24 protein-coding genes are annotated in these 19,931 nt (G+C 27.8%); 8 read left to right on the plus strand and 16 right to left on the minus strand.

Translation table 4 applies throughout. The annotated features are described in order from the left end of the window. Positions 1-5: 5 nt before the first annotated feature. The 4 genes from rnc to HTZ87_RS02920 are packed head-to-tail and all read right to left on the minus strand — an operon-like array spanning position 6 to position 3,776. On the minus strand, positions 6-839 hold the full coding sequence (gene rnc, locus HTZ87_RS02905; RefSeq protein ID WP_174893061.1) for a ribonuclease III: 834 nt from the start codon (positions 837-839) through the stop codon (positions 6-8). A gap of 2 nt (positions 840-841) precedes the next feature. Next, on the minus strand, positions 842-1,813 hold the full coding sequence (plsX, locus tag HTZ87_RS02910; protein ID WP_174893062.1) for a phosphate acyltransferase PlsX: 972 nt from the start codon (positions 1,811-1,813) through the stop codon (positions 842-844). Beyond that, on the minus strand, positions 1,813-3,462 hold the full coding sequence (locus tag HTZ87_RS02915; protein WP_174893063.1) for a DAK2 domain-containing protein: 1,650 nt from the start codon (positions 3,460-3,462) through the stop codon (positions 1,813-1,815). The genes plsX and HTZ87_RS02915 overlap by 1 nt, the downstream gene beginning before the upstream one ends. Continuing rightward, complete coding sequence (locus HTZ87_RS02920; RefSeq protein WP_174893064.1) at positions 3,462-3,776, minus strand: hypothetical protein; 315 nt, start codon at positions 3,774-3,776, stop codon at positions 3,462-3,464. The genes HTZ87_RS02915 and HTZ87_RS02920 overlap by 1 nt, the downstream gene beginning before the upstream one ends. A 130-nt stretch (positions 3,777-3,906) precedes the next feature. Between HTZ87_RS02920 and recO the strand changes: the two genes are divergently transcribed. Next, positions 3,907-4,578, plus strand: a complete 672-nt coding sequence (gene recO, locus HTZ87_RS02925; protein ID WP_174893065.1) for a DNA repair protein RecO — start codon at positions 3,907-3,909, stop codon at positions 4,576-4,578. Between the two features lie 41 nt (positions 4,579-4,619). Here the strand turns inward: recO and HTZ87_RS02930 are convergent, their stop codons facing one another. From HTZ87_RS02930 to secY, 12 genes are all read right to left on the minus strand, one after another. Next, positions 4,620-5,273: a DUF402 domain-containing protein gene (locus HTZ87_RS02930; protein WP_174893066.1), complete on the minus strand. Its 654-nt coding sequence runs from the start codon at positions 5,271-5,273 to the stop codon at positions 4,620-4,622. Next, positions 5,273-7,633 carry an MYPU_1760 family metalloprotease gene (locus HTZ87_RS02935; RefSeq protein WP_174893067.1) on the minus strand — a complete coding sequence of 787 codons (2,361 nt, stop codon included), beginning with the start codon at positions 7,631-7,633 and terminating at the stop codon, positions 5,273-5,275. The genes HTZ87_RS02930 and HTZ87_RS02935 overlap by 1 nt, the downstream gene beginning before the upstream one ends. Positions 7,634-7,670: 37 nt before the next feature. Beyond that, positions 7,671-8,399: a class I SAM-dependent methyltransferase gene (locus HTZ87_RS02940; protein WP_174893068.1), complete on the minus strand. Its 729-nt coding sequence runs from the start codon at positions 8,397-8,399 to the stop codon at positions 7,671-7,673. Positions 8,400-8,489: 90 nt separating this feature from the next. Beyond that, the gene (gene rplQ / locus HTZ87_RS02945) at positions 8,490-8,858 is read right to left on the minus strand and encodes a 50S ribosomal protein L17 (protein ID WP_174893069.1); all 369 of its coding nucleotides are present in this window, start codon (positions 8,856-8,858) and stop codon (positions 8,490-8,492) included. A gap of 1 nt (position 8,859) precedes the next feature. Continuing rightward, positions 8,860-9,870: a DNA-directed RNA polymerase subunit alpha gene (locus HTZ87_RS02950; protein WP_174893070.1), complete on the minus strand. Its 1,011-nt coding sequence runs from the start codon at positions 9,868-9,870 to the stop codon at positions 8,860-8,862. 35 nt (positions 9,871-9,905) lie between these two features. Next, complete coding sequence (gene rpsK, locus HTZ87_RS02955) at positions 9,906-10,295, minus strand: 30S ribosomal protein S11 (RefSeq protein ID WP_174893071.1); 390 nt, start codon at positions 10,293-10,295, stop codon at positions 9,906-9,908. 2 nt (positions 10,296-10,297) lie between these two features. Next, positions 10,298-10,666, minus strand: coding sequence for a 30S ribosomal protein S13 (gene rpsM, locus HTZ87_RS02960; protein WP_174893072.1), 369 nt, complete (start codon positions 10,664-10,666; stop codon positions 10,298-10,300). 19 nt (positions 10,667-10,685) lie between these two features. Then, on the minus strand, positions 10,686-10,799 hold the full coding sequence (gene rpmJ, locus HTZ87_RS02965; RefSeq protein WP_174893073.1) for a 50S ribosomal protein L36: 114 nt from the start codon (positions 10,797-10,799) through the stop codon (positions 10,686-10,688). A 21-nt stretch (positions 10,800-10,820) separates the two neighbouring features. Then, on the minus strand, positions 10,821-11,021 hold the full coding sequence (gene infA, locus HTZ87_RS02970; RefSeq protein ID WP_371813988.1) for a translation initiation factor IF-1: 201 nt from the start codon (positions 11,019-11,021) through the stop codon (positions 10,821-10,823). A gap of 16 nt (positions 11,022-11,037) precedes the next feature. Then, positions 11,038-11,784, minus strand: a complete 747-nt coding sequence (gene map, locus HTZ87_RS02975) for a type I methionyl aminopeptidase (RefSeq protein WP_174893075.1) — start codon at positions 11,782-11,784, stop codon at positions 11,038-11,040. A 61-nt stretch (positions 11,785-11,845) separates the two neighbouring features. Beyond that, on the minus strand, positions 11,846-12,484 hold the full coding sequence (locus tag HTZ87_RS02980; protein ID WP_174893076.1) for a nucleoside monophosphate kinase: 639 nt from the start codon (positions 12,482-12,484) through the stop codon (positions 11,846-11,848). Next, a complete protein-coding gene (gene secY, locus HTZ87_RS02985; RefSeq protein ID WP_174893077.1) occupies positions 12,478-13,893 on the minus strand; it encodes a preprotein translocase subunit SecY in 1,416 nt (471 codons plus the stop codon). Before secY ends, HTZ87_RS02980 begins: the two co-directional genes overlap by 7 nt. 236 nt (positions 13,894-14,129) lie before the next feature. Between secY and HTZ87_RS02990 the strand changes: the two genes are divergently transcribed. Genes HTZ87_RS02990 through HTZ87_RS03020 form a run of 7 tightly spaced genes read left to right on the plus strand, consistent with a single transcriptional unit; the run spans position 14,130 to position 19,681 of the window. After that, positions 14,130-14,663 carry a tRNA (cytidine(34)-2'-O)-methyltransferase gene (locus tag HTZ87_RS02990; RefSeq protein WP_174893078.1) on the plus strand — a complete coding sequence of 178 codons (534 nt, stop codon included), beginning with the start codon at positions 14,130-14,132 and terminating at the stop codon, positions 14,661-14,663. Continuing rightward, a complete protein-coding gene (locus HTZ87_RS02995; RefSeq protein WP_174893079.1) occupies positions 14,650-15,372 on the plus strand; it encodes an RNA methyltransferase in 723 nt (240 codons plus the stop codon). The genes HTZ87_RS02990 and HTZ87_RS02995 overlap by 14 nt, the downstream gene beginning before the upstream one ends. 3 nt (positions 15,373-15,375) lie before the next feature. Continuing rightward, the gene (locus tag HTZ87_RS03000) at positions 15,376-15,654 is read left to right on the plus strand and encodes a hypothetical protein (RefSeq protein WP_174893080.1); all 279 of its coding nucleotides are present in this window, start codon (positions 15,376-15,378) and stop codon (positions 15,652-15,654) included. Next, on the plus strand, positions 15,647-16,501 hold the full coding sequence (gene ylqF, locus HTZ87_RS03005) for a ribosome biogenesis GTPase YlqF (RefSeq protein ID WP_174893081.1): 855 nt from the start codon (positions 15,647-15,649) through the stop codon (positions 16,499-16,501). The genes HTZ87_RS03000 and ylqF overlap by 8 nt, the downstream gene beginning before the upstream one ends. Then, positions 16,494-16,886 carry a YigZ family protein gene (locus tag HTZ87_RS03010; protein WP_305848729.1) on the plus strand — a complete coding sequence of 131 codons (393 nt, stop codon included), beginning with the start codon at positions 16,494-16,496 and terminating at the stop codon, positions 16,884-16,886. The genes ylqF and HTZ87_RS03010 overlap by 8 nt, the downstream gene beginning before the upstream one ends. Beyond that, positions 16,879-18,249: a M17 family metallopeptidase gene (locus HTZ87_RS03015; protein WP_174893082.1), complete on the plus strand. Its 1,371-nt coding sequence runs from the start codon at positions 16,879-16,881 to the stop codon at positions 18,247-18,249. The genes HTZ87_RS03010 and HTZ87_RS03015 overlap by 8 nt, the downstream gene beginning before the upstream one ends. 52 nt (positions 18,250-18,301) lie before the next feature. Further along, entirely contained in the window at positions 18,302-19,681 is a 1,380-nt protein-coding gene (locus HTZ87_RS03020) for a M17 family metallopeptidase (RefSeq protein ID WP_174893083.1), read from the plus strand. Positions 19,682-19,931: the final 250 nt, after the last annotated feature.

Raw genomic sequence — 19,931 nt, forward strand, 5'->3', positions numbered from 1 at the left:
TACTCCTAATATTTATATAGTTTTTTTAACGCATCTTTTGCAGCTTCAGTTTCAGCTCTTTTTTTAGAACTTCCGGAACCTACACCATAAACAATACCGTCTTTTATAGCTTTTGCTATAAAAATTTTATCATTTTCTTCTTTTGTTTCATAAGTAATGTTTCTTTTATCTATGTTTTGAAAATACTCTTGTAATTGTGTTTTAGGATCTTTTTCAGTTGTAAACATTAAGTTTTCATCTGTTACTAATTTTTCATCATCAATTGAAGCAACTTTATGCTCCATATTTTCTTTAATTAAATGTTCAAAAACAAAATTGCTCGCAAATTCAGCACCCATATCGATGTAGATTGCACCAACAATAGCTTCAAAAGCATCCGCTTTTACCTTTAAAGAACTTTTTACTTCTTCTTCCATTTTACCGTTACCGGTTCTTAAAATATTTATTAATTTCATTTTATCAGATGCTTTAGCTAATGTTTTAGTATTAACTATATCAGCTCTTAATCTTGTTAACTCACCTTGACTTAAATTTTTAAGGTTTTTAAAAATTAAATCAGAAGTATAAAGTTGTAAAAAAGCATCACCTAAAAATTCTAATCTCTCATAATTTATTTTTTTAGTTTCATCTTTTGGATCAAAAGACTTATGAGTAGTAGCTAAAATATAATAATGAATCTCATTTGGTACATAATAAAAATTTTTGATAAATCATTTTATTAATCTTTTAGCATATGATTCTGTAACCTTTAGATTGTACTCATTTTTAGAACCTTTAATAAACGGAACTAATTTAGCTAAAATTTTTTCATTTTTTTCTTTATCTATTTTTTCTTCCATGATTAACCTTTTAAATGAGACATTAAATCAAATTCTAAAGCATCTTTCATATTTTTTAAGGCTACTTGAATTGTATTTTTATCACTTGCTCCGTGAATTTTAATAGCTGGAGCATTTACACCTATAACTCAAGCAGTTGCAATATTTCTATAATCGAAAGTTGCCGCCACTTTTTTAAATGCGCCCTTCATTAAAAGAGCACCCATTTTAGCCATAAAACTATTTTTAACATGAATTTTAAGAGCTTCTTTAAAAGTTAATAAACCACCTTCAAAACCTTTAATAGTTAAGTTCCCGCCATAACCATCTGATAAAGCAATTTGGTAATTACCTTTAAGCAATTCTCTAGGCTCTGAAAAACCAATATAATTGAAATTTTCTTGTTTTAAAAGATCGTTAGCATCTCTTAAATTTTGAGTCCCTTTATATTCTTCAACCCCAATGTTAATTAAAGTTAATTTTGGATTTTCAACCTTATACATTACCTTATAAAATCTATCAGCAAGGTGTGCTCATTCAACATAATACTCAGGTTTAGCTTCTAAACTCGCTCCAATGTCTAACATTAAAACAGGTTCATTTTTTATTGATAAAGCCACACCCATAAATGCAGGTCTAGATACATTTTCTAATCTTTTTAATTTAAAAGTTAATGATGATAAATAAGAACCACTATCACCGCCTGAAATAATTCCGCTAGCTTCATTATTTCTAACTAAATCAATAGCCTGATTTATAGAAATGTTTTCACGCATAACTTGACGAATGTCTCTAGGGTTAACAGATTTAGTATCGTTTTGATAAATTTTAATATTTGTAGGTAAATTATCAGTTTGCATTTCTTTGAAATCACCGACTAAATGAATTTCTGTATCAGGATTATTATTAATAAATATTTTTGAGGCTTCTAAAGCTTCGATTGGACCTAAATCTAATCCATTTGCATCTAAAGCAATTTTGTATTTAAATTCCATTATTCAACTCCTATTAAGTAAGGATAATTAGGTTGACTTCCATCAATTATTTGAACTTCTACTTCATAGTTAGATTCAATATAATTGCTTAAATCATTAGCCTCATTTATATTTCCTTCTTCTCCATAGTAAATACTTACAAGTTCACTATCTTCTTGAATCATTCTTGAAACTAAATCTCTTAATGAACTAGTAATATCTTTGTTTGAATTAACAATTTTACCGTTTAAGATTGTTAAATAATCATCTACTTTAACTTTTATGCCGTTTATTTTTGTGTTTCTTACAGCTTTAGTTATTTCACCTGTTGAAACTTGTTCGATTGATTCTTCCATTAATTCTTTATTATCTTCGGCATCTGTTTCTGGATTAAAGTTTAAAATTGCACTCAAACCTTGAACTTGTGTTTTAGTTGGTATAACAATAATATTTTTATCACGAACAACTTGCGCAGCTTGTTGTGCAACTAGAATAACATTTGAATTGTTAGGTAAAATAAAAACTGTATCAGCATTAACTGTATTAATAGCATTGATTAAATCTTGAGCTGAAGGATTTTGTGTTTGACCTGATTCTACAACAAAATCAGCACCAAAATCTTTCATGCGTTGAATAATTCCGGCACCTAGATTACATGAAACTATACCGCATAAACTTCTTTTAGAATTTTCTAAATTATTTTTTACAACTTTTGCATTTTCTCTAGAACCATTTGCTTGTAAAGTCATATTTTCAGATTTAATTTTAATGAACTCACCAAGTTCTTGAATGAAATTAAGCATATCACCAGGTTTGATAGTGTGACCGTGAACCTTTAAAATATTTTCATCATTTACAACGACTAAAGAGTTAGCAATAATTTCAAGTTTCTTAGTGAAGGCTTCCTTATCGAATTTTTTAGGTTCATCTAAATCAACTAAAACTTCAGTACAGTAACCAAATTCACCATTATAAACTTCTTCACTACTTAAAAATACATTGACATTTTCGTTTTCTTCTAATTTAACAACTCTACCATTAAAATATTCGTTTATACCTCAGAATATTTTAAATAAACCTTCACCACCACTATCGGTAACACCAACTTCACGTAAGGTTTTAAGTTTATTTGGAGTTTCATCACAACTTTCACGCATAAACTTTAAAAGTTTTGATCAAAATTCAATTAAAGTAACCTTACTACTATCAAAACGATAAAATTCTCTTTCTAAATCTTCAGTAGTTTCTCTAATTACTGTTAGCATTGTACCTTCAACAGGTTTAAATACAGATTTATATGCAGATTCTGTTGCACTTCTAAATGCTTTTAATAATGAATCTAAATTTAAAGATTGCTTGTTTTTACAAGCTTCGGCAAAACCTTTAAAAATTTGACTAAGTATAACTCCTGAGTTTCCTCTTGCCGCAAAAAGCATGCTATGTGCTAATTCTTTAGTAACTGTTGCTATATCAACATTTTCATCATAAGAAGATAAAAGTTCAATAGCAGCATAAGCTGTTGAAGACATGTTTGTACCTGTATCACCATCCGGAACAGGGAAAACATTCATTGCGTCAATTTGATTTTTTGCATTTTGTAATGCTGTTGCACCTGAAATAACCGCTTGTGCAAACTCGTAACCAGTTAAATTAATTGATTTCTTACTCATTATTTAACTCCTTTAACAATTATTATTAATTTATCTATCGAAATTTTATTTTTCTTAAAAGTTCTTTGTACTCTCTTATATAAATCGGTGTTTAAAGAATTTACATCAACACCTTCTAAAACAGTTATAGCTACCTTAAAACTAAAAACATTTGGCGTACTTTCGAAAGTAAAAATACGGTCGATTAAATCGACGTTTTCATCATCGGTATCTTTTGTAATTTTTTCATCATTGGATAGTTCATGAATCGCATGAATACCAGGAGTCGAAGTAATTATTTTGAAAAATAATTCGCTCGCTTGTTTTATTTCCACTTAAAACCCCTATTCTAGTATATAAAAAGTAAATAAGTACATTATTTAGTTATTATTTATATTTTACAACATTATTAGTTTTTTAATAAAATTTAATTCTAGTAAAATATTAATTGAGGAGAATCTTTTTATGGCTGTTAGTATTAAATTTGGGATAGTTTTGGAAGTTAAACAGATTGAAGAAAACGGCTTCATTGTTAGTTTCTTCACAAGAAGAGGAATGTTAAGACTTTTTGCACAAGGTTTAAATAAAATAGAGTCTAAAAATAGAGCTAATTTAATACCCGGTTCAATAGTGGAAATTGAATATTTTGCAAGTAGATTAAAAGATAAAGTTGGACGGCTAAAGAAGGCTACAATTACCCATTTTTTTGATATTACTAATAAGAAGAAAAATGCAGCTTTTTTAAGAATAAAAAAAATATTTTTAAACTTTAATTTTCCTAATCATTTATTCGATTCTTACAAGGATTATTTTGATAAATTTGACATAGAAAATTCTGAAAAATTTGTTACTTTTATTTACGTTCAAAGCACTGTATATTTCGGTATTGTTCCTGTTTTTAATAAATGTAGAATATGTGGTTCAAGAAAAAATTTGATTGATTTTCAAGCATCAGAAGGCGGATTTATTTGCAATAAACATGGCCATATTTATATAAAAACTAATTTAGAATTAAACGCTTATTGATCTTTATTTCATAACTTTGAAAAATATTTACAAATTGCAGATTATAACTTAGATAGAAAAATACGTTCCGAATTTTATATCTTAATTAAAGAATCAGGACATATAATTTAATTTTAAAAGTCAACACTAGTTTTAATAGTGTTGACTTTTAATTATTTATATTTTAAGTATTTATTCAATTTTTTGAACATATCAGTTTCTTCGCTATAACTGTTTTTATATCTTTTTGTATATATATTATATGTTTTTAAATCAATTAACTTGTCTTTTAACATTAATTCTAAATAATAAGCAATAATGCCTTCGTTGAAGAAATATTCATCTTTATTATATAAGTTAATAATTTCAGTTAATTCTTTATAAATGTCTTTTTTAAGTTGATCAGGATAATTATATAATTTAGAGTTTTCTTTAAACTCTTCTTTATCAACAATTTGTAAATCTCTATTAGGGTAACTTTTAACATCTAAATCATAGTCAATAAATTTAAGTGTATTATCTTCAAAAATTGGTCTAGATGCTAAATTAGTATAGTATGAATATCCTAATTTTTTCTTAATTAAAACAATTGTATTATATAAACTATCTTTTGGGAAAAATCAAATTGCATCTTCTTTGTATTTTCAACCTTTATAGTTTTTAGATGTTTCAATAACTCTTGTACCTTTTAGTGATAAAACAATATGCCTTTTATTATGAAAGATAATTTTAGCATTAGATCACTGGCGATATAATCTACCATTGTGTTTGTAAGCTTGAATGTTAACCATTTGTCCAATTTGTATTTTACTAAAATCTCATTTCATTAAATATATTCCTCTATCTTTGTGTTGTTATTTTCATCTTTTATAATTTTGTATTTAGGTAATTTTGTATTTGCAATACTTGATCTTTGTGTAGAAACTCATCTTTGTTCTGGTAATGTTATTTGGTCGCTATTTAATTCATTATCTTCAACAATACCGTTTTTATTTAAGTCAGTTCATAAATAAATTAAAGAATTATCCTTAATTTTAACAAAGTCTTTTGTTATATATTGATAATAATTTTTATTTTCAGGATATAAACGATTAGCAATTTGAGTTTCTCTATCTTGTGAATTTTTTTCGGTTTTAGGATCAACTAAGGTTGCACCTTGATCAAAATCTTTATGACCGAAAAAGTTAAATAAGTCATAATATTCGATCTTTAAAGTGTCGTATATCTGATTTTTAGAATCTTTAAGAACGATTCCTGTAACGTTCTTATTATCTAAAAATCCTGAAAACTTAATTGTCTTAGCTTTTTGATCATCTATTGAAACACCAGAATCACTAACTCATTCAAAGTCGTTATCAAAGTAAATTTGAGAAATAGTTTTACCATAACCCATTGTTTTTAAAAATAATTTATAAAAATCTTCTGATCTATTTCTTGTTTTATTTTCTGGTAGTTTCTTAATAACTTTTCTACTATTATAATTAATACCAGATTCATCTGTATATTTAAAATGAGAAATATCAAAAACAGATGTTGGATACATATAAGCACTCATTCTTGGTTCACCTGTATTAGGGTCAATGTTACCATCTTGGAACATATACTGTCTTCTAAATGAATCAAAATTATTTAAAAAGACCTTACTTCAATCATCAGCATTTGCTGATGGTGAAAAAATTAATGTTTTTTCGCCGTTTTCCATTTTATATGAGTGTATTCCGAATCATCCTATACTTGATTTACTTGTTTCTCTATTTTCATAAGCTTCGTTAACATCATTCATATTAAAATATGACTCATAAGCATATTTTAAATATTCTCTTGGTAATAATTCAGTTAATGAATAATAATATTTAATTTTAGAATAATCTAATTTGAATGATTCACTTGGAGAATAAGCTAAGTCAAAATAATTTTCTGGATTTTTTAAATGTTCAGGTCCGTTTTTAGAATTAGAAATCATTCATAAATCATTTGCCGATAACTTTCTATACATGAAAGTTAAATCACTTCTGAATGCTAAATCAGGTCCACCAAATAAAGATAAACTCTGGTAATCGATAAATCCATATTTATTTACATCATAGTTTAATAAATTGAAAAACTTATTTGTAAAAAATGCATTTCAATATTGTTTTGAACCATGTGTATGATTTTCTTTTGTAGTTGAATTAGGATTATAATAAATATTAATTCTTCTTTTATCTTGAATTTCTTCTTCTGTGGTTGAAACGTTAGCTTCGGGATCGCTTTCTAATCCGCTTTCTGCATAAGTTGTAGCTCAATGATGAATATATTCGTGGAAAATTGTTGGCATTATTCCGCCAATTCTTTGGTACTCAGTGAATGACTGTTCGCTATAAATTGAACCATTTATATAAATAGTTTTTGTTGAAGGAATATAAAGTCCATTAGCATTTTTACCAATAGTTTTAAAGTCATTTATATTGATTCCATGTAAGTCAAAAACTTCAGTACCAAAAGGTATTTTACGTTTAAATTCTTGTGCTAATTTAACTAATCCGCTTTTACCTAATAAATATCTATGCTCATCTTTAACTGAATAATATGAAAAATCCCTAAAAAATATTTTTGTGTATGGATCTTGATATTCATAGTAAAAACGTCCATCCTTAGTTTGTTTCTCATGTATTTCATCTAGACTATTGACTGAAGTTGCGTTTAATGCAACTAAATTTTCATAAACTTGATCTTCATTTAATGAAGTGCTATACGAAGTTTCATTTTTTAAAATCGGGAATAAATTAATATCTAAAAGACCGCTTATTACTGATCTCTCATTATTTTTGTCATTTTCAAACTCTGTGAATGAATTTCCATGACCTTCATTATTATCTGTTATTTCAGGTGTTTTATTATTTTCATTTTCAACATTAGTGTTGTTTTCTTTGTTATCAGAAGGATTAGAATCAGTATTATTATTGTTTGAATTTTCTACAGGTTTATTATTATTTTTAGGAGCTTGATCAAATCCATTACTTCCATCAAAAGTATTTGAAGTTCCGTCGTTTTTTATCACTATACCAGTTTCAGTTTTTGTAGTTTTATCGCTTTTTTCATTATCTAATAAAAAGTCCAAAACACCACAACTAACAGTAAATGGAATTGGCGAAATTATTAGAGAACTAATGGCTATTTTTTTGATTAGTGATAACTTCTTTTTCATCTTTTCTCCTTGTTTTATTTAAGATATATTAATTATATTATTTTTTCAAAATAATAAAATGAGTATTATTTGCAAATTCTTTTACTTTAAAACTTTCTATGAAGTTTTTATCTCTATCAATAATCTCAATTATTTTAAAATTTGTTTGATGAAGTATTTCAATTAACTCATCGTAAGTGTATAAATGCATAAAATCACATAAATTATCTTCATTTAAAAATATATGATCACCATATTTTTCAATGTTAAATTCGGTACATTTTTGAATTACATCACTACTAGGTTTTATATAATTCTCATCATTTCTTAGTATAGTTGAAAAAATAAAAATTCCTTCCGGTTTCAAGACTCTATATATTTCGTTTAATGATTTAATTCTAGAGCTCTCATTTGGTATACCAGGTCAACCGTTGAATGAAAATAACGCATAGTGAAAAGTATTATCTTCATATCTCAAATTTGATGCATCAGCAACTTCAAAAATAGGTTTAGTTTCATAATTTTCAGAAAGATATTTAGCTGTATCAATCATATTTTTAGAAATGTCGACTCCAATAATGTCGTTGTAACCTTTTTCTACTAAAGCAAACGTTGTTCGTCCTGTTCCACAACCGACATCTAGAAGTTTAAAATCTTTGTTAATAAAATATTTACTTAAAATATGCTCTTCGGATTTTCATAAACCAATTGATGAATTTGATTTTGCATACCTAACTACTGTTTGATCATTCTCAAATACACTTTTATTATTATCTTTAAAATTCATTAATTTATTATAACAAATAAAGGGTCATTCATCTTAATAATTAGAATAAAAAATATTCGAAATAGATTCGAATATTTAATTATTTTTGAATTAATCTACAAGTTCAATAATTGCCATTCTTGTATTGTCACCAAGACGTTTAGGTAATTTGATAATTCTTGTGTAACCACCTTGTCTTTCTTTGTATTTTGGTGCAATAGTGTCAATTAAGTGTTTGTAAACTTTTTTGTCTGAATTTTTAACAGTAATAGGTCTTACATAACTTGTAATTACACGGACATTAGCTAATGTAGGGTTTTTTGCTTTAGTAATCATTTTTTCAGCATGTTTTCTTAATTCTTTAGCTCTTGTTAAAGTTGTTGTTAAGTGACCGTTTGCGAATAATTCACTTGTAAGTGAACGCATCACACCGTTTCTTCATTTTGTATTACGTGAATAAATTTGTTTTGGATTAGCCATATTATTCTTCTCCCTCTTTTAATTGTAAACCATGTTCTTCAAGTTTTTCGATAATTTCTTGTACAGATTTCTTACCTAAGTTCTTAATTCCTTCAAGTTCTTCATATCTCATCTCAGCAACTTGACTAAGTTTTTTCTTACCGCTTTTCTTAAGAGCGTTTAATGAACGAACTGATAGTCCAAGTTGTGTAATATCTAAATCATCTTCTATTTGTTGTGGTTCTTCTACTTTTGGTTCTTCAAAAATTTGAATATCTTCCATATTTTCAACATCACCAATAACTGCAAATAATCCAATTAACATTTCTGATGCATATTTAACTGCTTCTTTAGCTGTAATTGAACCGTTTGTAACAACTTTAAATTCTAAAGCTTCTTCTATTTTAGTTGAAGCAGAGTTTAATTCTCTAACTTCATAACTTACAGTTTTGATTGGAGCAAAATTTGAATCAACTGCTAAAAATTCAGCACGTTTGATATCTGTTTCAAGTTTTGATTTTAAATCTTTATCGTTGATGTATGCTTTATTTTCTTCTTCTGTCATGTATCCACGACCTACACGAAGGAATAATTCAACATTTAACGCATCAGCTGAGTTTACAGTTGCTATGTATTGATTTGGATTGATGATTTTAACACCTGGGTTGCTTACTTCCATTGATTTAGCTGTAACTTGACCAATTTCATTTGATTTAAGTGTAACTCTAACAATTTCATCGTCAGCAACAACAGATGGTGAGTATGTAAAACGAACTTCTCTTAGGTTCATTATTAATGATAGAACATCTTCAGTAACATCTTTAAGTGGTTTGTAGTGAAATTCTACGCCTTCAATTCTTACACTAAATGGTGCTAGAGTAGGCATACTTGATAAAATCATTCTTCTAAGTGCAACACCTAAAGTTCTACCAAAACCTCTTTCTAGTCCTTCTAATATAAATGTTACTTCATTGTCTGAAACAACTCTAAATTCTGGTTTTTTTCTATATGATAATGGTTTCATTTTTTCCATATTTAGATTTCCTTTCTTTTTAAACTTGGTTTAAATTATTTTTTAGCACGTTCACGTTTTAAAATTCTTTTTGGTGGTCTTGTACCGTTGTGTGGAACTGGTGTTACATCTTTAACTTCTGTAACTGTGATTCCTGCAACTTCGATTTGTTTTCTAGCTGCATCTTTACCAGCACCTAAACCTTTTAATTCAACTTTAACTGTTTTAATTCCGTGTTCTTTAGCAGCTTCTGCTGCTGCTTGAGCTGCTAAACCTGCAGCATATGGAGTTTTTTTCTTTGTACCTTTGTATCCAATGCTTCCTGCAGAAGATCAAGCAATAACATTACCATTTTCATCAGCAAATGTAACAATGGTATTTTGGTTTGTAGAATGTATGTGTGCTACACCACTAACAATATTTTTCTTTTTAGTTTTACGAGCCATTATTATTTACCTTTCTTTCCTGCTACTGTTTTTCTTGGACCTTTACGTGTACGCGCATTTTTTTGTGTAGATTGTCCACGTACAGGTAACCCTTTACGGTGTCTTATCCCACGGTAGCTTTTAATTTCCATTAAACGTTTAATGTTTAATGTTACTTCTCTACGTAAATCACCTTCTGTTACATAATTTTTAGCGATTTCACGAATTTTAGATAATTGATCTTCTTGTAAGTCTTTTACTCTTGCGTTTTCATCAATTCCAGCTTGTGCACAAATATCTTGTGCTGTTGATTTACCAATTCCATATATGTATGTAAGTGATATAACAACACGTTTATCATTTGGAATTTCAACGTTTAAAATTCTAGCCATATTTTTCCCTTTCTAAATATTAACCTTGTCTTTGTTTGTGTTTCGGTTGAACACAAATTACACGGTTAATTCCTCTACGTTTAATAATTTTACAATCTTTACAGATTTTTTTAACACTTGCTCTAACTTTCATTTTGTATCTCCTCGAATAATTTTATTTATGACGATACACAATACGACCTTGAGTTAAGTCGTAAGGACTCATTTCGACATCAACTGTATCACCTGGTAAAATTCTAATATGATTAACTCTCATTTTTCCAGAAATGTGAGCTTTAATTGTTAAACCATTTTCAAGTTCAACAGTATATAAATCTGTTGTATGAGCTTCTTTTACAACAGCTTTTATTTTTAATCCGTCTTTAGCCAAATTAAATTCCTTTCGTAAGAATAACACCTTTTCCGTTTTTAATTAAAACAGTATGTTCATAGTGAGCTGTATTGGTTCCATCTTCACTAACAACTGTTCAACCATCATTCTTAATATAAATATTTTTTGATTGAGTTATCATAGGCTCAATGCAAATTACCATTCCGTCTTTTAATAGTGGACCGGTTCCTGCACGCCCTGAATTAAAAACATCTGGATCTTGGTGTAATTTTTTACCAATACCATGACCGCAAAATTCGGATGGTGTATATAATTTGTTTTTTCTAATGTAACGACCAACTGCATAGGAAATATCTCCTACACGTGCTCCTGGTTTTATAGCTGCGACACCTGCTTCAAAAGCACCTTTTGCTACATCGATTAATTTTTGGTCTAGTTCTGATATTTTGCCAACACCTTTAGTGAAAGCACTATCACTATAATATCCATCTCAAACACAACCGAGATCTACACTGACTAAATCTCCGTTTTTTAAAATTCTTTTTGATGGAATACCATGGATCAATTCTTCGTTTACAGATATACAAGCTGTAGCGGGGAAACCATATAAACCTTTGAAGGCTAATTTTGCTCCCCTTTTCTCAATTTCTTTACAAGCTAATTGATCAATCTCTTCTAAAGAAACCCCTGGTCTTATAAAGTCTCAAAGTACTTGTTTAACTTCTGCCAAGATTTGACAACTTTTAGTAATTTTTTTTATTTCATTTTCTTTTAAAATTTGAATCATAAATTCTCCTTAAATGTATAAAAAATATAGATACCAAAAGTATCTAAATTTTAACAAATTTTTATAAAATTCCAAGAACTTTTTTTGTCACTTCCTCAGGTGAAGGACTACCATCAACTACTTTTAATTCGTTTAGACCTTTATAGTAGTCTAATAATGGTTTTGTTTGTTCTTCATAAATTTTTAATCTATTAACTATTTTTTCTTCGGTGTCATCATTTCTTATTATTAAATCAGCACCTTCTAAGTCACATTTTCCAGGAACTTTACTTGGTTTAAATTTAACATGGTATCCAGTTCCACAAACAGAACAAGTTCTTCTTCCTCCAAGACGTTCTAATACAACTTCTTGAGATACTCTAATTTCAACAACATTAAATTCAAAGCCATCTAAACTTTTTAAGAATTCAGCTTGTTGTACTGTTCTTGGGTATCCATCTAAAATAAAATATTTACCTTCATTTTTTAATTTGTTAATAGCATTAAATACTATTTCATTTGTTATTTCATCTGGTACATAACCACCTGAATTAACATATTCTTGAACTTTTAAGCCTAATGGTGTTTTATTTTTTATTTCTGACCTAAAAATATTTCCAGTTGATAAGTGAACTAAATTAGTCTGTTTTGTTATCAATTCTGCTACTGTACCTTTTCCGGCACCGGGTTGACCCATAAAAATTAAGTTTTTTGTTATCACAATAATCCTTCATCTACATTGTTTGTATCTTTAATATCATTTATATCTCTTGATAAACGTTTTGCTTTAGCTAAACGCATTGTTTTTCTTCTAGCTTTTAGTTGATCTAATGTTTCAATACTTGTTGAAACTAAAATCATTAATCCTGTACCACCAAAGGCAATACTTTGTGGTAATATACCTGTCATTATTTGAACAAATTGCATACTTCCTAAAATTAGTAGATAAATCGATGAGAACACACTTAATCTAAATACAGTTCCGATTAAGTAATCTTGTGTTTCTTCACCTGGTCTAAGTCCAGGAATAAATGTAGAATTCTTAGTAAAATCTTCTGCAATTTTATCAACTTTAGATTGTTGAATACCCATTAATAATGAAAATACTCAAACAATCACTACTAATAAAGTAAATCCAACCGGTTGTGTAAATTGTAAATTAGTATTAATTCATTGTTTAGCAATACTTGTTTCAGGAAGTAAGTTAGCAATCATAGTAGGAAATGATAAAACCATCATAGCAAAAATTATCGGCATAATTCCTGCGGGGTTAACCTTAATTGGTAATTTACCCATTTCCTTAATGTTTCTTGAACGTCCAGCACCAACTTGTTGAATTGGGATATGACGTTCCGCAACATAAAATATTGCAATTATCAAAATTGTTAATAAATAAACACTAAAATATGTAACTACATCAATAATTCCGGTCATAACACCGCTAGAACCATTACCACCAACATAATATTCAACTGCGTTTTTAAATTGGTATGGTAATCTTGCTGCAATACCAGTAAAAATAATTAAACTAGTACCATTACCTATTCCTTTATTTGTAATTTGCTCAGAAATGAATAAAGCAAATAATGAAGCTGCGGTTAAAATAATTGGAATTATAAAATAAATTAAAGTAGCCTCACTAAAAACGTCATTTCCGACAATTTCAATAAATCCTCTTGAGCCTTGTGATGATAATGACTTAACAAGAAAAACAGCTTGCGGATAAGCAATAATTAACGTAATTAAACGTGTAATCATATTAATTTTTCTACGACCTTGCGGACCACTTTGGCTAAGTTTATGTATTGGTGGGAAAAATTTAGATTGTAAAATCATCATAATCAATGACGCATTAATAAACGGACTTATTCCAAGTGCGAAAAGTGAAAATTGTCTTAAACCACCTCCACCAATTAGGTTTAAAGTGTTTAAAAATGAATTTTCAGATAGTTGATTTTGATTTTGTATTCTAATGAAAGGTGCTGTAAGTGATGTCCCTAAAATGAAAACAATTAAAAACAAAAGTGTAAAAATACCTTTTTTTAATAATTCTTTTGTTTTTCAAAAAGAAACTCATGATTTTGAAAACGTTCTAAAAGCACGCCTTATATGTAATATTAAATTGTCCAATGTTACCTCTTTTTTGTATTTTAATTATATAAAATTTTTCTATTTTTGTAATTATTAATTTATTCAATATATTTTTATACAAATTAATTAGGTATCTTTTTATAAAACAAACTAAAAAATACAAGGTGAAATTAAGAAAAATATATACAAAAACAAATAAATATAACACATTTTTATGCAATAAAAAATAATAAAATTATATAATTTAAATAATATATTAACAATAAGGAGAAAAAATGATTAATATTGTACTTTATCAACCTGAAATTTTCCCAAATACAGGTAATATTATTAGAACTTGTTTTGCATTAGGTATGAAATTACACATCATCAAGCCTACTAGTTTTGATTTACATCCTAAATATCTAAAACGTTATGGAGCTGGTAGAATGCTTTCAGATATTAGACATGAAATTCATGATTCATATGAAGATTTTCATAAAAAATATCATGACAAAAATATTTACTACATAACAAGATACGGATTAAAAAATTATACAGAGGTAGATTATAAAAATGTTTTAAATCAAAACAAAGAAATTTGATTAATGTTTGGACGTGAATCAACAGGAATAGATAAAAAAATCTTAAAAAATAACATAGATAATTGTTTAAGAATTCCTATGGTTTCTGCAATGAGATCAATTAATCTAGCAAACTGTGTTTCTATTTTAGGTTTTGAAGTTATGAGACAATTAGATTTTAAAGAATTATCTTTATACGAAGTAGAAAAAGGAAAAGACTTTTTAATTAAAAATGATTTTAAGTAGTAGACAGAATCCTAAAATTAAATTTTTGAAAAAATTACTTGATAAAAAGTATCGCAGAGAAAATAATAAATTTTTAGTTTTTGGGTACCACTTAGTTGAAGAAGCTAAAAACGCAGGTATTATTGAAGAAATTTTTGAAATTCCAGGAAATCAAGAATATAAGAATTCATCTTTAATAGAAGAACATTTAATTGATTATATTTCGCCAACTAAAACAACACAACCTATTTTTGCACTATGCAATAGTTCAAAAATAAAAAATGTATCAAAAAATAAAGTAATTTTATTAAATAATGTTCAAGATCCAGGAAATATAGGAACTATTTTTAGATTAGCAAAAGCATTTGAATTTGATACCGTTATAATTGAAAATACAGACCCATACAATGATAAAATAATCCGTTCATCACAAGGTTCAATGTTCTCCATAAATATTATTGAGACAAAAACTAGTTTTGATACTATCAAGGAACTAAAAAAAGAAAATTTTAGAATTTACGGTACATTATTAGATAAAAATTCAACAAAACTAAATGACACTAACTTTAATAATCAAAATATAGTAATTGTTTTTGGTAATGAAGGAAGCGGAATTGATAAAAATATTATTGATTTATTAGATCACAAAGTATATATTCCAATTAGTTTTGAAAGCTTAAACGTATCAACTAGTGCTGCAATTATTTTAAATAAAGTTAGAAACGGATAACTCATGGATAAAAAGAATAATTATAAAATTTTAGAATACATTCAAAATAGCAAAATCCCAATTACACTAAAAGGTTACAGTACATTTGAAATAGATAGAATGCTTGAAAAAATTTATACTGATATAAGTATATTATTAAACGATTTAGAAGTTGAACAAAAGCAAAATCAAGAATTACAAAATCAATTAAAAAAAACACAAACTAAAAAAGAACAACTTGAATTTGATTTAATTAGATTAAAAACACAGTTGTCAGAAATAAAAAAAGGAAAAAATGAATAACGAAAACGAAAAAGAATATAACAATTTGATCAACTGATATCCAGGCCATATGGCTAAAGGGATTAGAGAGATAAAAGAAAACGCAACACTTGCAGATGTTTTTATTGTAGTGTTAGACGCTAGATGTCCGATTAGTTCATATAATGAAGATTTTGATAAAATAGCACCACAAAAACAAAGGTTATTTATTATAACTAAAAGTGATTTAATGGATCCATACAAAAAAGATGCTATAACTAAACGTTTCAAAGGTGAACATGTCCTTTGATTAGATTTAAGAAAAAATAAATCAAAGAATATTATCTTAAAAAAACTAAAATCAATGAATCAAGAAAGAATTGAAAGAAACAAAGCAAAAGGTTTAATTCAAACTAAAATTAAATCTTTTGTTGTTGGAATACCTAACTGTGGTAAATCGACACTAATTAACTTAGTGTCACCAACTTCAAAATTAAAGGTTGCTAATTATCCAGGGGTTACAAAAAGTCAAAAATGAGTTGTTAATGGTGAATTTTTATTTTTAGATACACCAGGTATTTTATTACCTAAATTCCATGACCAAGAAGTTGCAATCAAGTTACTTGCAATTGGTTCTATTAAAACTGAAAATTTTGGTAGAGAATTTGTTGCTACTAAAATTTGAGCCTTACTTTCAAAATATTATCCAAATGTTATTGAAAGTTGAGGTTTAAAACCTTCGAATGATGATAAAGAAATTTATTCATTATTCCACGATTATGCAGAAAAATTTAATTTCTATAAAGAAAAAGGGAAATTAGATTTAGAAAAAGCACAAAATCATTTTATACAATTTGTAAAAAATATGTCCGGTGTTACATTTGACTAAACCAATTATTGAACCCGTTTCATATATAGTTAAAAAATCTAATTTCATATCATATATTTTTGAGTTCCATGATAAAAAGGAATTAAAAAATATATTATCTGAACTTAAAAAAGAACATAAAAAATCAAGACATATTTGTTATAGTTATATAATAAATGATAATGGAGTTGAGTCGGCTGGTTTTAGTGACGATGGAGAACCTAAAAATACAGCTGGTAGACCCATGTTTGAATTAATGCGTATCAAAAATATATCTAACGCATTAGTAATTGTTGTAAGATATTTTGGAGGAATTAAATTAGGTGCTGGCGGTCTAATTAAAGCTTATAGAGTATCAAGCTCAATGGTAATAGATAAATATTTAGAGGAGATAAAAAATGATTAAACTAATTAAAAAAAATACAGGTAAAAATCAGGTTTTAAAACCTGCTTTTGAAGGAAAAGATTTTCCTAAATTTATAACAAAGAAAAATTTTGTTATAACAGATGATTTAGAAAACCAAGTATCATACGTATATTTTGATAAAGAACATCAAAGTGTTGATTCATTATCAGATTTTGTATTAAAATTTGCTTCATCACACAATAGAACTTATGAAGTTGAATTAAACGACTTTTTAGAAGTATATAATTTTGAAATAGTTTTAAGAACTTTTGTTCTTAAAACATACTTTGCAAAAGCAAAATTATTCAAAAAAACTGAAGAAGAACAAAAAGAATCTAAAGAAAAATTATTCTTAATTATTGATGAAACTAAACAAAAAGAACATGCTCAATTAATCAAAAAACTATTTATTTTAGCTGAAAACATTCAAAAAACAAGAAACTTACAAATCATGCCTGAAAACTTTTTAAATTCAGAACAATTAGCTTCTGAAATTACAAAAGATTTCAGTGGTATACCAAACTTAACAATCGATGTTTTAACTAAAAAAGAAATCGAAGAATTAGGAATGGGATTATTACTTTCAGTAAACAAAGGAAGTACACACGAACCAAGAGTTGTTGTAATTAAATATAATGGTGACTCAAAATCAAAAGAAAGTATTTCAATCGTTGGTAAAGGTATTACATTTGATACAGGTGGTGTTAACACAAAAGGTTACTACATGGACGGAATGAAATACGATATGTCAGGTTCAGTAATCAGTGCATACGCAGTTAAAACACTTGCACAAATGCAAGCAAAAGTAAATGTATCAGCAGTTATGGCTATTACAGATAACAGAATAAATTCAGATGCTTCATTACCAGAAAATGTTTATCGTTCAATGAGTGGTAAATGAGTTGAAGTTGTTGATACAGATGCTGAAGGTCGTTTAGTTTTAGCAGATGGAATTTACTATGCTGCAGAAAAATTAAAACCAACTACAATTATTGATGTTGCAACATTAACAGGTTCAATTTTAACTGCTTTAGGTAGCGTTTACACAGGAATTTGAAGTACAAATGATGAAAAATGAACAAACTTTGAAACAGCTTCTAAAGAAGCAAATGAAAAAGTTTGAAGAATGCCTCTTCATGAAGACTACAACAAAGGAAATAAAGGTTCTAAAGTAGCTGACTTAGCAAACTGATCTAAAACAGTTCGTCCAGATTCAAGTCAAGCAGCAATGTTCTTAAAAGAATTTACAAAAGGCATTGACTTTATCCACTGTGATGTTGCCGGAACAGCAGATAGAAGTGGTGAGCCACAAGGTGAATTGATTTCAACATTAGTTGAATTTGCATTAAAATATCAAAATTAACATAAAAAGTTGTAAAATTTAAATTATATTAAAATCATAGAAAGGAAATATTATGAAAATTAATTTAATAGATAATAAAAGAAATGATTCTATGTTATTAAGCGCCATTTTTAAAGGTGAAGAATACCCAAAATCATTAATAGAAAAAAATTCAGTAGTTACTGACTACTTTAACGAAAACAAATCATTTGTTTTCTTAGGAAAAAAAGAAGATTTAAAATTCTCTTCATTATACAATTTTGCAAAAGGATTATTCACAAACTTAGGTCGTGATTTACAAGTTAACTTAGATAGTTTTGTTACTGAAAAAGTTACTTTAGCAGAAGTTGTTAAAGCATTCGCAGAAGCTTACTCATACGTAACTGCAGAAATCTACAGCGCAAAAACAAACAAAAAAGAAGATAAATTTAACGTAAGTTTATTAAGCGAAAAAGCTACAGAAGGTGAAATTGAACAATTAAACAAATCAAATATCCTTTTAGAAGCTGTTAACTTTGCAAGAAACTTACAAATTACACCACCAAACATCTTAAATTCAGAAGAATTAGCAAAAAGAGTTCAAGAAGATTTAGCTCAATACGATAACTTAAAAGTATCAGTATTAAATAAAGCTCAAATTGAAGAATTAGGAATGGGGTTATTACTTTCAGTTAACCGTGGAAGTATGTTCGAACCTAGAGTTGTTGTTATTGAATACAACGGAAACCCAGATTCAGAAGAAAAAACTGTTTATGTAGGTAAAGGTATTACATTTGATAGTGGTGGTTACTCACTTAAACCAGGTCGTTCAATGTTAGGAATGAAATTTGATATGTCAGGTTCAGCTTTTGTTGCTAGTGCATTAAAAGCTATCGCACAATTAAAACCTAAAACAAACGTTGCTGCAGTTATGGCTATTACAGATAACAGAGTTAACGGTGACGCTTCATTACCTGATTCAGTTTGAACAAGTATGAATGGTAAAACAGTTGAAATTAACAACACAGACGCTGAAGGTCGTTTAGTTATGGCAGATGGTTTAACATATGCTGTTAGAAACTTAAAAGCAACTAGATTAGTCGATGTTGCAACACTTACAGGAGCAATCGTTGTTGCTTTAGGAAGCACATACACAGGAGTTTGAGCTACTTCAGAAGATGCTTGAAAAGAACTTAAAGATGCTTCAGATGCTCAAAACGAACTTGTATGAAGAATGCCTCTTGATGAAGCATATGCAAAAGAAATTAAAAACTCACCAGTTGCTGACTTAAAAAATACAGATTTAAGTGGTGCAGGTGCAGGTAGCTCATCAGCTGCTATGTTCTTAAAAGAATTTACAGAAGGTGTTGAATACATTCACTTAGATGTTGCTGGTACAGCTGATATTGGTGGTAGACCAACAGGTGTTATGGTTAAAACATTAGTTCAATTAGCATTAAATTCTAAAAAATAATTTAACTTAAACTTAAGGCATTAAGTCTTAAGTTTTTTTATGCAAAAATTCAACTAATTTATGACTAATTCATAATACTGTCGTGTAAAAAAGTATAAAAAAAGTGACATAACCATTGTTATGTCTGAAAAGTATTTTTCTTCGCTTATTCCGTCATTAATATATTCCAATTCTAAGTACCTAAACGGAAAGTCCCCTTAGCGTCCAAATATATTTCTGCATACATATTATATATAAATTTTAACTTTTC

The sequence above is a fragment of the Mycoplasma sp. OR1901 genome (assembly GCF_013348745.1).
In the GTDB taxonomy this organism is placed as follows: domain Bacteria; phylum Bacillota_I; class Bacilli_A; order Mycoplasmatales; family Metamycoplasmataceae; genus Mycoplasmopsis.